This is a genomic window from Dapis brunnea BLCC-M229, assembly GCF_050015995.1.
Classification (GTDB): Bacteria; Cyanobacteriota; Cyanobacteriia; order Cyanobacteriales; family Microcoleaceae; genus Trichodesmium.
Map to the genome: position 1 here is coordinate 39420 of NZ_JBNHEP010000109.1, position 14829 is coordinate 54248.

The 14829-nt window shown below is 34.4% G+C and carries 11 protein-coding genes; 8 read left to right on the plus strand and 3 right to left on the minus strand.

Features of this window, described 5'->3' with window-relative positions; translation table 11 throughout:
* The first annotated feature begins 77 nt into the window (after nucleotides 1-77).
* The gene (locus ACP6PM_RS13835; protein WP_426585507.1) at nucleotides 78-386 is read left to right on the plus strand and encodes a hypothetical protein; all 309 of its coding nucleotides are present in this window, start codon (nucleotides 78-80) and stop codon (nucleotides 384-386) included.
* 25 nt (nucleotides 387-411) lie between these two features.
* Here ACP6PM_RS13835 and ACP6PM_RS13840 read toward each other — a convergent pair whose 3' ends face one another.
* Nucleotides 412-693: a hypothetical protein gene (locus ACP6PM_RS13840; protein ID WP_426585509.1), complete on the minus strand. Its 282-nt coding sequence runs from the start codon at nucleotides 691-693 to the stop codon at nucleotides 412-414.
* 260 nt (nucleotides 694-953) lie between these two features.
* Here ACP6PM_RS13840 and ACP6PM_RS13845 point away from each other — a divergent pair, with 260 nt between their 5' ends.
* The 7 genes from ACP6PM_RS13845 to ACP6PM_RS13875 all read left to right on the plus strand — a co-directional run bounded on the left by ACP6PM_RS13845 (nucleotide 954) and on the right by ACP6PM_RS13875 (nucleotide 8412).
* Entirely contained in the window at nucleotides 954-2735 is a 1782-nt protein-coding gene (locus tag ACP6PM_RS13845; protein WP_426585511.1) for a metallophosphoesterase family protein, read from the plus strand.
* Between the two features lie 928 nt (nucleotides 2736-3663).
* Nucleotides 3664-4596: a lipid kinase gene (locus tag ACP6PM_RS13850; RefSeq protein ID WP_426585513.1), complete on the plus strand. Its 933-nt coding sequence runs from the start codon at nucleotides 3664-3666 to the stop codon at nucleotides 4594-4596.
* 443 nt (nucleotides 4597-5039) lie between these two features.
* The gene (locus tag ACP6PM_RS13855) at nucleotides 5040-5348 is read left to right on the plus strand and encodes a hypothetical protein (RefSeq protein ID WP_426585515.1); all 309 of its coding nucleotides are present in this window, start codon (nucleotides 5040-5042) and stop codon (nucleotides 5346-5348) included.
* Nucleotides 5349-5465: 117 nt separating this feature from the next.
* Nucleotides 5466-6089 (plus strand): 7-carboxy-7-deazaguanine synthase QueE, encoded by a 624-nt coding sequence (locus ACP6PM_RS13860; protein ID WP_426585517.1) that lies wholly within the window; start codon nucleotides 5466-5468, stop codon nucleotides 6087-6089.
* Nucleotides 6090-6849: 760 nt separating this feature from the next.
* Nucleotides 6850-7053, plus strand: a complete 204-nt coding sequence (locus ACP6PM_RS13865) for a hypothetical protein (protein ID WP_426585519.1) — start codon at nucleotides 6850-6852, stop codon at nucleotides 7051-7053.
* A 145-nt stretch (nucleotides 7054-7198) separates the two neighbouring features.
* On the plus strand, nucleotides 7199-7777 hold the full coding sequence (locus ACP6PM_RS13870; RefSeq protein ID WP_426585521.1) for a hypothetical protein: 579 nt from the start codon (nucleotides 7199-7201) through the stop codon (nucleotides 7775-7777).
* 467 nt (nucleotides 7778-8244) lie between these two features.
* Entirely contained in the window at nucleotides 8245-8412 is a 168-nt protein-coding gene (locus ACP6PM_RS13875; protein WP_426585523.1) for a hypothetical protein, read from the plus strand.
* Between the two features lie 1255 nt (nucleotides 8413-9667).
* On the opposite strand, the gene ACP6PM_RS13880 is transcribed toward ACP6PM_RS13875, so the two are convergent.
* Both ACP6PM_RS13880 and ACP6PM_RS13885 read right to left on the minus strand, forming a co-directional pair.
* Nucleotides 9668-11422: an SUMF1/EgtB/PvdO family nonheme iron enzyme gene (locus ACP6PM_RS13880; RefSeq protein ID WP_426585525.1), complete on the minus strand. Its 1755-nt coding sequence runs from the start codon at nucleotides 11420-11422 to the stop codon at nucleotides 9668-9670.
* Between the two features lie 1705 nt (nucleotides 11423-13127).
* Nucleotides 13128-14468: a HEAT repeat domain-containing protein gene (locus ACP6PM_RS13885; RefSeq protein ID WP_426585527.1), complete on the minus strand. Its 1341-nt coding sequence runs from the start codon at nucleotides 14466-14468 to the stop codon at nucleotides 13128-13130.
* Between the last annotated feature and the right edge of the window lie 361 nt (nucleotides 14469-14829).

Consider the following 14829-nt stretch of genomic DNA (forward strand, 5'->3'; position numbering starts at 1 on the left):
TTTTAAATTCTTCAGTGAATAGTTGTTAACCGGATTGATTAAAATGTTGTATAATTTAACGTTTAAAAATAATCAATTTGAGTCAAATACTGAGAATTTATCTAATGCCAGAAGTTAATTGGATGACAATTTTAGAATCACAACAAGATGAATTTATTATCAAACTTAAAGAAAGAATGCCTGCTTTTACAAGGGAAAAATATGATTTTGATGAGGCTATTCATCTATATTCTTTAGATTATGATGGTTACTTAGAAGAAGATGAATTAGCAGAAAAATTGAACTGGTTTTGTGAGGAGTTAACATACAAGTATAATGGGTATTTATCTCCTGATAAATTTATTAATTATAAAATAGGTAAAGTAGGCGAAGAATCTGTAAAATAATACTTAGGCAAATTAATTAGTAATGTTAATTATGAGTTATATGAATGAGGAGATGGTGGAAAGGATTTTTATTTAACAAGTAATAAATCAGTAAGTTTACAAGTAACTTCTGATAAGCATCCTGTCTGAACAAAGTAATTGTTAGTTGTTTTTGAGCTATAATTTCACCATCTTTCTGAAAGAAATAGCTTTTTTTACGAGTGCGATAATCTACTTTATACTTTAACTCCTCAATAAATTGAGAATATACAATTCCTCCTGGTAAATTTTTTTCAAAATCAATCCCCGACTTTTGTATGCTTAACAAAAACCAACCTCATGTTCGTAAATGACTAGCTCAATTTTTCACTTAATCTCTGAGTTTGAGAAACAGAGAAATATGACTTCTCATCCCTTACTAAAAAATAAGGTTTAAAGCCTCCCCTTTTAAGGGGATGAAAAAAATATTCACCATATGTATTTCAAGGTAGAGACTTTAGTAGTCGGTACTGATAACTGATAACTGATAACTGAATTTCAAGCCTCCCTATTCCATGAGATACTGATAACTGATAACTGATAACTGAAATGATTCCTCCTCCAGAAATATTTGAAGATCCCAGAGATTCTTATCGTAACTCCTGGATTTTTGGTATTTTAATTATTGTTATTATTTTCCTATTTATAATTATGTATTCTCTAGAATCTCAATCGGAATTTTTAACCGACCCTTTTCTCCAAGCTCCGACAGAAAATTCTGTACAAGTTGTTTGGTTTACTGAATTTCCTGGCAAACGTCATCTTGTAGTTTATGGTGAAAATTTGAATCGAGTTGTGGAGGCAAATACTACTAAACTTAGTCGTATTCGTGAAGACCAAGATTCTATGGTAGGAAAACAAACAGAAAAAGCTTTAATTTATCAACAACCTATTATGCGAGATATCTGGCGACATGAAGCCAAAGTTATTGGTTTAACTCCTAATATTTCTGTGCCATACCAAATTATTAGCGAAAGGGAAAATGGGGAAAAAATTACCAGTAAAATTTTTACTTTGGCTCCTAAACCAACCTCTGGTAAACCTTTAAAAATTCTCCTAACTTCCGACCATCAATTAAAACCAATGAGTTCGACAAATCTGCAAAAAGTAACGGAAACTTTTGATAAATTAGACGCTATTTTTTTTGCTGGAGATTTAGTTAATATTCCCGACCGTGCCTCAGAATGGTTTGACGATAATCGAGGAAATTCTTTTTTTCCGAATCTCCAAGGTAGGGCGAATTATGAATTAGAAAAAAATGGCAAAAAAACTGTTTATAAAGGTGGGGAGTTAATCCAAAATATGCCTTTATTTCCAGCAATTGGCAATCATGAAGTTATGGGTATATTTTCTATGGAAACTTCTTTAAACTATCAATTTAGTCAGCCCTACCCCAGGCAAGCTGCAAAAGATTTATATCCACAAAATCCTCAAAATATTAATCCCAATACCTGGTTAAAAAATAATTCTTTTAATACAGACACATACGAAGAAATTTTTACTCTACCTCAAAATAGTTCGGAGAAAAAAAATTATTATGCCGTGACTTTCGGTGATATACGTCTAGTGGTTTTATATATCACAAATATCTGGCGAGTTCCCCGTTTAGATGATAATGCTAGAGGCAAATATCGGGAACGGAAAAAAAATTTTGATAATCCGGCTGAATGGGGTTACGGTCAGCATATTTTTGAACCTATTATTAAAGGTAGCGAGCAATATAATTGGCTAGAAAAAGAATTGGCAAGTCAGGAATTTCAACAAGCAAAATATAAAGTAGTTATGTTTCACCATCCGCCTCATTCTCTCGGTGAAAATATTATTCCTGCCTATACTAATCCCATCCAATATATTGACCGAGATGAAAATGGGAAAATCACCACAATTCGTTATGAATATCCCCAACAAAATGACTATATTATTCGAGATATTTTGCCATTATTAGAAACTGCTGGCGTCCAGTTAGTATTTTACGGGCATTCTCATCTTTGGAATCGTTTTGTTAGTCCGAGTGGAATGCACTTTCTAGAAACATCAAATGTGGGTAATAGTTATGGAGCTTATCTAGGAGAAACAAAGCGAAATGTACCTCTAAATTATCAGGAAAAATATGCTGAAGTTGGTAATCCTAATGGTTTAGAACCCATAATCCCAACCATTACACCTTTGCTAGATGAAAATCGTAAACCTCAACCTTTTATTGCCAGTAATGATATTACAGTTTTTAGTATTTTTGAGACCGAGACAGGAACAGTTAGCAGTTACTATTTTGATACTAGACATCCTAATTCTGAAGTAGTAAAATTTGATGGATTTCAGCTCAGGAAATAAATCCACATTCAGGGGAGTTGGGAGTATTCATTAATGGATAATGGATAATGGATAATTACCTCTGGTTAAAACCGCAACGGAATTGAATATAAGGAAATATCCTAGCACTTTTTTCGTAAGCATTCAGCAGTCAGCATTCAGCGGTCAGCATTCAGCTATCAATTTCATTATCTTAAGAGAAGGAATTGGCATCTTCGTGATTTCAAAGAATTAAAAGTATGAGCTTTTACTCATACTTGCTTCATTTATTAAAAAGCTGAGAGCTGACAGCTAATAGCTGAATGCTTACCTTTTTTCCCCTTGAAAGAGGAGGCTAATAAAGCTGAATTATTTAATTAATAATTATTAATTATTGATTATTCGGTAATTAATTGATTATTCGGCAATTAATGTAATTAAACTTAACTATGTCATTGCGACCGGAACGAAGTGGAGAGAAGCAATCTCAATTTTTTTCTGATGTAGCGCGGCTATCTTACTTGCCATAGATGTACCTCACCCTTGATGAAATCTGCTGTAATAAGACTTGATATAATATCAAGTTAGATTAATTAACCATAATCTAGGGACGTTCCATAGAACCTCCCTAAAAGTTGGGAAAATTCTTATTACAGTTGTTTCATAATACTTGACATAAGTAGGGGGAAAGTTTCATAGAAATAGGAAAGAGAAAGTTTTTTTGATGACTAATGAAGTGGACATTTTTTAACACAAGAAATTAGTTAATTATTTATACCTCTGATAAAAAAATGTAACCATTCCGCTATTAGCTGTCAGCTCTCAGCAATAATATGAAATCCGGTTATACAGTTATCGCATTTGCTACTTCCCATCAATACAGACCTTACTCAGTATATTCTTAAACACTTTCCTTGCTTAAATCCTTTCTTTTGTTCTGATTTTTGACTTTTAACTTTTGAATTTCTTTATGAACCAAGATAAGATAGAATCAAAAAAATCTCTTTTATTGGTAAATCCCCATGCTAGAAAAGTTCAAGATAATCTACATTTAGCCTTAACCTATTTACAAGATTTTGGCCTAGAAATTATCTGCAAAGAAACTGAATCTCCTCAGGATTTTAACCATTTTATTCAAGAGTATAAAAATCAGGTAAATCTGATAATTATTGGTGGTGGAGATGGCACATTAAACTTAGCCGTAGATGCTCTAGTAGAAACAGGTTTACCCTTGGGAATTTTACCATTAGGAACAGCTAACGATCTAGCTAGAACTTTAGGAATTCCGGTTTCTTTATTTGAAGCTTGCCGAGCGATCGCTACTGGCAAAAAACGTTATATAGATTTAGGTGTAGTTAATGGCAAATATTTTTTCAATGTTGCCAGTATCGGATTAAGTGTAGATATTACTAATAATTTAACTAAAGAAGCAAAGCGTCGGTGGGGTGTATTAGCTTATGCTATTACTGCCAGTAAAATGATTTTAAAAAGTCGCCCTTTTACAGCAGAAATTCGTTGTAATGGTGAATCAAAAATAGTCAAGACTTTACAAGTTGCTGTAGGAAATGGCAGACATTATGGAGGTGGTATGACCATTGCTCACGATGCTACAATTGATGACCAAAGATTAGATTTATACAGCCTAGAAGTGAAATATTGTTGGCAATTTATTGGTATGTTACCTTCTATATGGCAAGGAAAATATCAAGAAAGTTTTGGTTTTCGTTCTCTCTCTGGCTCTGTAATTAGTGTTTATACTCGTAAACCTCGTCCTATTAATACTGATGGAGAAATTGTTACTTATACTCCGGCTAATTTTCAGGTAGTTCCTTTAGCTTTAGCAGTTATGGTGCCGAGGAAATTAATAACTGAAAAGGAAAAGCTTCAACCTGTAATTGATTAGATTAATTTTCTGAAATATTTGGAAAAATAATTAGTAATTTTTAGAATTATCGTAAATATTTTTATTCAAAATTTCTGCCTCAAATAATATGAATAACTTACATAAAACACTGAAGTTACAATTTTATAAAAATCTCTTTTTAAGGCGGATATACAACAAATTCCAAGTATGTAACCCATAAAGATTAATAGTAAAACTTTTGTAACACGTTCATCTTGCCTGTTAGTAGTATACCGATATAAAATTCCCTATATATAGAAATCAGGAATCAGATGTGAGAATTGAGGTGTTACTTAAAAGTATAGAATATAGCAGTTATCTTATTCATTTTCATTAAGATACATTTTTTTCTTATTCCCTGTTTCCTGTTCCTTGTTCCCTAAAAATCTCCAATATCTCACAACTCAAATCATATTGCCACATCATATTCAAACTGAATTAAAATGAACATCAAAGATACAATTAGATATTACAAAGAAGGAATAGAAAAATACGATCGAGAAAATCCTGCAACTTTTAGAGATAGACTTGCACAAGTAAATGATGAATTTCAAGAATTACTTGAGGATAAAAATCTTGATGAATTAATTGATGTAATCCATACAATTGGAATAGTTTTTCATCAACTAACTGGTTCACACATAATATCTTATATTCCATGGCCTAATGTAAAAAAGCACCCTATGAGATATCAAAAATATGGATGTATAAGATCGATAATAAATTGCCAGAAATATTGTAAACATAATTAATTTCTGTTTTTTTTATCAAGTAATTTTTATGTATTGATTCAACAAGCATAATCCCATTGTGAAGATGTTAATAACTACAACAAAATCAATTATTTTATTCTCATTATTGACTAATACATGAAAGAAAATTTTATCATTCCCATCCATGAAACATTCCAAAAAACTATTCAAGGAGAAGGCTATTGGGCAGGTACACCAGTAGACTTTATTCGTCTTGCTGGTTGCCCAGTAGGTTGTCATTATTGTGATACTGGTTATGCTGATGGAGGAGTTGGTTTACCGAGACAACTGAGAACTTTTGATGAATTAATTAATCAATTATTGTCTCCTCGAGTTGTTATTTCTGGTGGTGAACCTTTTATTCATAAACAACTACCTACTTTAGTAAAAAGAATAGAAGCTACTGGTAGAAAAATTTCAATAGAAACCTCCGGTTGCTATTGGCAAAATATTTCTCCTAAAACTTGGGTAACTCTTAGTCCTAAACAACATATTAGTCCTAAATATCCAGTTGTACCGCAAATGTGGAAACGAGCTTCAGAAATAAAATTGGTGATAGAAACTGGCAAAGAATTAGAATTTTATAGTAAAATTTTATTAGCCAATAATAATATTCCTGTTTATCTACAGCCTGAATGGTATAGTCGTAATTTGGCTCTACCATTGGTCTTAGAATTACTTCAGGAATATCCTCATTACCGACTCTCTGTGCAGTTGCATAAATATTTAGGAGTGCAATAACTATTAATTTAAACCCCGCCCTTCAGGGCTATGCATTACCCACATCTTTCTTAACATAAAACTTGACAAAAGAGAGAAGTTATGTATTTGCCATTAAATGTATATTTCGGGAGAGTCAACGTATTTAATTAGATTTAATTAGAGGCTTTTCCGTAATTTTGCTCTCTTTCTCGGCCAATCCCCTAATCCCCCAATCATAAAAGGGTTTCAAGACTTATGGTTCAATAATTAATAATTAACAATTAATAATTAATAATTACCTCATCCGCGAAATAACTAAGTGGAGAAAAATTGAAAATTTAGCCCTTGCTCTTGTCCTTGACCTTACTCTTTCCTTAATCCTCCTACTAAGGGAAACTAGATATATAAAAAAAGCTGTCTATTTGGATTAATGATTAAATCATTAATTTCCTTGTAGACAGCAAGTTCAGAACTGCAGATGGAGATACACCCTGATAGTTTAATAAAAAGTAGATACCCCTGATGGATAACTCCTAGATGGACTAATTACCTGATGGTTTAACTCCCTAATGGCTTAGTCTCCACATCCCAAATACCAGGATTGGGGAGAAGATAGTAATAATACTACTAACACCTCACTTCCGGTTTTTGTAATCCATCAGGTCGTGCCTATGCTTCTTTTATAATTACAGACTGATTCTTTGGAATACAAGAGGGCTTTTGCAAAAACCCAGTTTTTACAGGTTGCAAGAGTGTCAGTAGTCAATTCCAAACAACTAAACAGGGTTCATCTACTACTATGAAACAGAATATTATTGCTTTAGGGTTAATAGCCTCCGCAGGCTTGACGTTTTGTCATGTACCAAAGGCCAATGCCTGGAACTTTAGGCCATCTAATGAGACGACCATTGAAGAGAGTCAGATATTAGCTAAAGGTGGCAAATGTCCTTACACAGGCAATGATGAGGACGGGGAATGTACAACAGTAGACACAGACAAATAAAATATAAGGAAAGCCGAAATAACTTCTTTGAGACAGAATAGAAAGATTAGACTAGATTTAGAGCTGGGTAGAACTCTTTGCTACTGATTAGAGTTCTACCTTCGGTTATTCTATTAATATATTCTGATTAGTATTATCGACCAAAATGATGGACACAACAACTACTACACGCAGAAAAAGGCTTATTACGAGAACTGCAGAAAGAAGACAAGCTACTCCTAAAGAGAGACAGTTAATCCATCTTTTAGCTAATCTTGGCTGTAGTTGTGCCAGATATGCCTTCCAACACTCTACGAGCAAAGGAAAAATACCCCCTGAAGACCGAAAGCGTTTTGCAGAGTGGCACTTTCTCCGGTTACAGCAAATTCGCCGGGTGGAAAGGAGTCTTGAACCTGTAGCCCAACTTAAACGTGTTTATTATCGCAGCCAACTAAGCCCCAGATCCCTAAAATCCCTAAAACTATTATGGGTTGAGGATGAGAAACAAAGAGTTAAACGCCTTGACCCCGAATTGGACGAACTCTTAAGTTTTACCCTTAACCTCGGAGATACCCTCAAGCAGATATTTCACACTATTGAATCTAAGGAAAGGGTATTCTCGAGAACTCCCATACCAGGAGCAGGGGTAGTACCATTATGGGTTAATGAGTGGGAAGAGTCTGACTACGATATTAATTTCTTTCCTCCTTCTTTCCCAGATTGGGCCCAAATTGTGGATGACTAAACTTCTTCAAGTCAAAGGTCATTCGATAATTTATTGTCATTTCAGTTTTGCCAAAGGTCTACTAAACTTAAAATTTAATGTTTTTGGTAAAACTCTTGCATGAAATTTTTGCCAAATATGTCAAATATTTAGATTAGATGGGGCAAAGCTACCAACTACTAGGGATTTGAAAGTTACAAAAATTAATTTTTTTCAATAAAATTTAAAACTCCCCATACCAATTCACCAAAATTTTACCCAAAAATTTCAACCTCTTCTTTTCTGCATCTACCTCCAAAAATATTTGTTATCTCAACGTTGGTTGAAGATCCGCGCTCTCCTGGAAGGGAGCGTCGCATGGAAAAACCAATCAGTTTTGCGGTTTTTACGAGTTTTGTACTATACTAGATACAATAAGGCTGCTGTGCTAGCAGTGTCAGTGCCAGTCGCTCATCGGAGAGACCCCCTAGACCCCTGCTGGCAAGTCTTTGGAAACCGTAAGACCAGAAAGAGGTTCAGCCTCGGAGGCAGGTGCGTTAGAAGCAGAAAACTCTAATCCGCGAGGTTTACGAATCCCGCGTTTTCATGCCATGCGCAACGTCGGGAATATGTCAATTCGTCAAATTCTCAGAAAAATATTAAGCATAAATACTTAGGGTTTGCTGAATAAGAATAAGTCTTTTTGTTGAGGTAGGGAGTAGGGAGTGGTTAAGAGTTAGGAGAAATGGGAGTTATAGAGGAGGTGGTCGTTCAGAATGGTTTCTTGATTTGTCTGCCTCGCGTTGCCCCAAAATACTGACTTTTTGAACCTCAACTACCTAACTCCTTGTACTTTTGTCAGACATAAAAAGCCACTTACCTTTATCTGTCAATGCCTTTAGATTTAATCAGCCAGCCCTACTTAATTAGTTCTATTAATCAGTATGATTTTTTCCTGACTCTTTTTGGAGTGAGGAATCTAGATTTGACGATGATATAGCAGTTGCTAGGGTGTTTAGTACATTTTCACGCCTCTCAAATTTAGTCCGTGCTGAATATAGAGGCAAATTGCCATTCGCCCCTTCTGACTTCTAATACCAGGCATGAAAAGAGAATGCTACAAAAAGTGCATCTCAATTGGATCTACTTAAAAAGATATTCTTCAATTCCTTTAATAAGACTATCTCTATCATTTTTACCTTTTTTTCTTCAATATTTCTTCCAACGTAAGCATTCAGCCGTCAGCTTTTAGCCTGCCTCCTACGGAGAAACTGCGTTATCAGCTAGATTATAATTAGGCTCGTCTTGTATTTATGCGAATAAATTATTATTGATATATTTTAGATAATTTATAGCATAAGTAAGCAGCTATTCAGTTAATATAAGCATTCTTAAACAAATCCTCACTTAATTCATAAGAAACTGAGAGCTGATTACTAATAGTTGAATGCTTACCTTCCAACTTTGGTCTTCCTTCTGACTTACGGAACTCTTAAGGTATAAAGCCTCTCCATTCATGGAGAAAAAAGCGGTTGAGGGATGGCGAGGTCTCCTCGCTGGCCCCCAATCAACCAAGAGAAGAAAAAAAATCCTTGAATGTCAATCCTATCCGTTATAAGAAGAAGTAATAATTAATTATTAATTATTAATTATTAATTGTTGAAGGATGTTCTATGCAACGTCCCTAAAATTTGTAACAAACATTAGACATCTCCAGAAAATAAACTTACCCTTATATTTAGCACAAGTAATAAAAGTAAAAGTTCCTCGCAAAATCATTTTCCGTAACTTTTTCCTAAAAATATCTTGCCTGTTCCCTGTTCCCTGTTCCTTGTTCCCTGTTCCCTACTCTTACAAAAAGTCTATATCTTTTTCACCAGATGTCTATTGATTAAATTGGTATAACTTCCAACTTCTAACTTCTGACTTCAGCTATATGGAATGAGAAAGGGCAACCCTAAACCCCACAGACTTATACCTACCCCTAGGATTTTTGTAATTTCGATTTGCACTCCGACAACCCCTGGGATAGTTTAACCACCCACCACCTCTCAATACTCTGTAGGCAGAATTTCCATCTTTTTCCCATACACTACCATCGGAAGGGGCGTCCCGATAATTATCATGCCAGGGATCGGCGCACCATTCCCAGACATTGCCATGAAAATCGTATAACCCGAAAGCATTGGCAGGAAAACTACCTACGTGTGTTGTCTGCTCATAATAATTTTGTTGCAATGTACAGGCAAAAGCTTCTTCCGAGTTATAGTTAGCTAGCTCAGGTGTCAGAATATTTCCAAAGTGAAATAATGTAGTTGTCCCGCCGCGACAAGCATATTCCCATTCTGCTTCTGATAGTAACCGATAAACTTTTCCTGTCTGAGCAGACAGACGACTACAGAATTGAATTGCGTTATACCAAGATATCATTTCTACTGGTCTATTTTCTCCTTGAAAATTAGCAGGATTTTTTCCCATAATTGCTTGCCATTGTGATTGAGTAATGGGATATTTGCTAATCAATAAAGGTGCTATTGTGACTAAATGTTTGGGGGTTTCTATTTCCCATTTTTCTATTCCTGTCTCTGGGGAACCCATCCAGAAAGTATTGCCGGGAATAGATACCATTTCTAAGGTAATATCATTGCCAAGATTTTCGATAAATTGTTGAGCTTCTCGTTGCTCTTTTATTGTGTCAGATATTTCATATCTAGAGCTAATCTTGATTGTTAAAACTTCAAATTTAAAAGTTTGTAATTCTGGTTCAAAACTCGCATCAACAGTTACTAATTCTGTGGGAATTTCGGTAATCATTGGTAGAGTTGATGGCAAGTTTGAGGCTATATTAGTCGTGAAAAATTCTTGTGGTTGTGATAATAAAGTTAACCATTCAACAACAAATTTAGGGCGTTCTTCCGGTTCTAATTTCATACCTCTAATAATTGCACTATTGACCCGATCGCTAATTTGGGAATTATATTCTTTTGGTGCTATTAATGGTATTTTTCCTTCCTGTCTAATTTTTGCCGGGGTAGGCATTTCACCTGTTAATAAAACATATAGAGTAGCTGCTAAGGCATAAATATCAGTAAAAGCTCCCCGTTTTGCTCGTCTTTCGTACTGTTCAATTGGCGCAAAATATAATGTACTATCTGTTGTATGGCTTTGTACACTGCCACTATCAAATTCTCGCGCTAAACCAAAATCAATTAATACTGCTTCTAAAGTATTCCGCCTGAGAATAATATTTTGAGGTTTGACATCCCGATGCAAAAATCCTTGGTTATGTACAAATATTAGTGATTTTCCTACTTGTTTAATGATGTGTATTGCTTCACTTTCTGATATAACTCCCCCTTGCTCTTCACGATAAATTCCTAAGTCATCTCCATCTATATATTCCATCACCATACACCATAATTTATTTTCTTTAAAAAGGCGGTGAACTTCTACTACATTGGGATGATGACATTTTGCTAAACATAAGGCTTCATTTAAAAAATTTTCTTGGAGTTTATCAAAATTTGGTTTTCTTTGTACTCGATAATTGAGAGTTTTAATCGCAACTAATTGATTATAGTTTTGTTCTAAAGCACGATAAGTAGTACCAAAACCACCAATACCAAGGAGGTCTTGAATGATATATTTACCATCTTGTAGTTGTTTACCTGATTTCCAGTATTTCATATTAGGGAATAGGGAGCAATTTGACACAGAATAACATTTTTATTATGACTAATTAATGAGACTTGATATTAATCGGGGATTCAGGATTTGAGCTGCTCCCTAAAATTCCACATCACATAAGAGTTATAGCGCTACGCATTAAGGTTAGGACATTTATAAATCCTCAAATCCTTTGATAGTCTCCTGTTCCCAGTTAAGTGTTCCCTATTCCCGATTCAAGTAGCGCTATAATATAGTCGATAGACGGATATAATCCCAATTGGAAAAAAGTTGGCTACAAATTATGAGGCTGTTGGTAAGAGTAGTGATAATTCATAAATTACCTGTACAGATATTTTCAGTTGAATTTTGCCTACCTACTTACAGCAGTTTCTTACTCTCTGGAAGTAAATATATTTATGGTTTTAGGGAAATGGGGAGACGAGGAGATGGGGTGATTGGAAACAGACAAAAAATATTTATTCTCTCATCTATCAATTTAGGGAATAGGAAATAGGGAATAGGGAATAGGGAATAGGGAATAGGGAGCAATTTGACACAGAATAACATTTTGATTATGGCTAATTAATGAGACTTGATCTTTATCGGGGATTCAGGATTTGAGCTGCTCCCTAAAATTCCACATCACATAAGAGTTAATATTCCCCATAGACAGATCTAATTCCAATTGGAAAAAAGTTGGCTACAAATTGTGAGGCTGTTGGTAAGAGTAGAGGTAATTCATAAATTACCTCTACAGATATTTTCAAATGAGACTTGATCTTTATCGGGGATTCAGGATTTGAGCTGCTCCCTAAAATTCCACATCACATAAGAGTTAATATAGCCGATAGACGGATATAATCCCAATTGGAAAAAAGTTGGCTACAAATTATGAGGCTGTTGGTAAGAGTAGTGATAATTCATAAATTACCTGTACAGATATTTTCAGTTGAATTTTGCCTACCTACTTACAGCAGTTTCTTACTCTCTGGAAGTAAATATATTTATGGTTTTAGGGAAATGGGGAGACGAGGAGATGGGGTGATTGGAAACAGACAAAAAATATTTATTCTCTCATCTATCAATTTAGGGAATAGGAAATAGGGAATAGGGAATAGGGAATAGGGAATAGGGAGCAATTTGACACAGAATAACATTTTGATTATGGCTAATTAATGAGACTTGATCTTTATCGGGGATTCAGGATTTGAGCTGCTCCCTAAAATTCCACATCACATAAGAGTTAATATAGCCGATAGACGGATATAATCCCAATTGGAAAAAAGTTGGCTATAAATTGTGAGGCTGTTGGTAAGAGTAGTGATAATTCATAACTGGAGAGTACAAAGTTCTTCTAAAAAACGATTGCTTATCTGACTGAAAGTCTTACTGGAAAGGGCTTACAGCACCTACAGGTATGAATGGATAGTTTCTAAGCTTGAGTTGCTGAAAGCCTTAGCTAGCAATAGTTATTCAAAGAACTTCGCACTGTCTAGTTCATAAATTACCTGTACAAATATTTTCAGTTGAATTTTGCCTACCTACTTACAGCAATTTCTTACTATCTAAAAGTAAATATATTTATGGTTTTAGGGAAATAGGGAGACGAGGATATGAGGTGATTGGAAACAGATAAAAAATATTTATTCTCTCATCTATCAATAGTATTACATTAACCAGGAATATTCTATATAAGTCAAGTAATTTTGGTTTTGATTCTAGTCTAAATTTTATTAAATTTATTCATCTCTGCAATAGCTATTGCTATTCCTGTTTTTAACTGTGAGTTTAGGGTTGCTTGCCCAGACAAATAAATAAGTTTTTGATATGCTTTTTCTAGGTTTAATTGTTTCATGGCTGCTACAGAATGAAGTCTGACACTATTATCCTCATATTCTAATAATTGAATTAGATAATCTAAGGCATGAATATTACCTAAATATCCCAGAGCTAAAGCTAGAGATTTTTTCACACAAGCACTTTCTAAACTAGGATTACTACTTGCAATAAATTCAATCAAAATATCTGTTGCTTGCGGTTTTAATTCGGGATTTTCCAACTTACCCAATGCCCTGATAATTTCATTTACAATTTGTTCCCGAGCATCTTCTTCAACTAAGAAATTATATCCCAGCAAATTTTGTAAATATTCTAAGGATACTTGAGTTTCAATCCAACCTAAAGCACGCACTGCATCTATCTTTAAAAAAATTGGCACTGTCGCAGTTTTTAACAGTTCAAATAAACCCGTCGCTGCTGAATTTGTACCAATTTTTCCCAGAGCGATCGCTGCTTGTTGAGAAACTTCAAAATTTATATCCCACAGTAAAGGTTGTAGCAACTTCACCAAACCTAATTCTTTCTGTAAATTAGCATAACCAGCTAAACCAATTACTGCTGCTTTTCTAACCTTTGCCACTGTATCTTTTAAAGCAGAAATTAACACAAGAGGAATTCGTGAATCAGAATAATTAGTCAAAGCAGATATCGCTGCAATTCTCACATCATTATTTTTATCTTTTACAACAGTTAACAATGGGGTAATTATGCTGATACAGTTAATTTTAGCTAAAGCTTTCGTTGCCAATAATCGTGACTCTGGCTTTGACAATAAATTTGTTAATAAATCAACTCCTGATTCACCAAAATTTGCCAAAGTATCTGCTGCTATTTCCTGTAAATCTTCCGCCTCTGAACTAACAATTATATTTCCCATAACTTCTAGGACTTCTTCACTGTTAAACTTTGCCAATATCCTAGTTACAAACCAACGCTCTTCTAGGTCTATGTCTCGATCTTTAAGAATTTCAATTAACGGAGATATAGCTGGTTTTCCAATTTGCTTAAACAGTTTATCAATATCCCATTTTTCTTGAAAATCACCATTTTCCAGAACTTCTATTCCTAGGTCAATTACTGCATCTAGATCGACATTATCATTTTGAAATGTTGAAGTAGTTTTTTTTGAGTTACTCTCTGAAATAAATTGCTGTAAATAATAACTAACTAAAGACCAATTTTGTTGTTGGGCTGCAATTTTTGCTTGTTCAAGAAGATTTGACATATTGAAGAAGGAGGAAGAAGGAAATCCAGTACTGAACCGACACACCTAAAATGGTACATTATTCATCTCATCTTGCCGAATGCTTCATAAAATGAAATTATTGCTCTATACACAATAGTCAGAAAATTCCAATATTCATCCACATCCGGCAGGCGCTTGAGAAAATGATTTAACTATTGCGTATAGAGCAATAGTCAGAAAATTCCACTATCCATCCACATCCGGCAGGCGCTTAAGAAAATGATTTAACTATTGCGTATAGAGCAATAGTCAGAAAATTCCACTATCCATCCACATCCGGCAGGTGCTTAAGAAAATGATTTAACTATTGCGTATAGAGCAATAGTCAGAAAATTCCAAT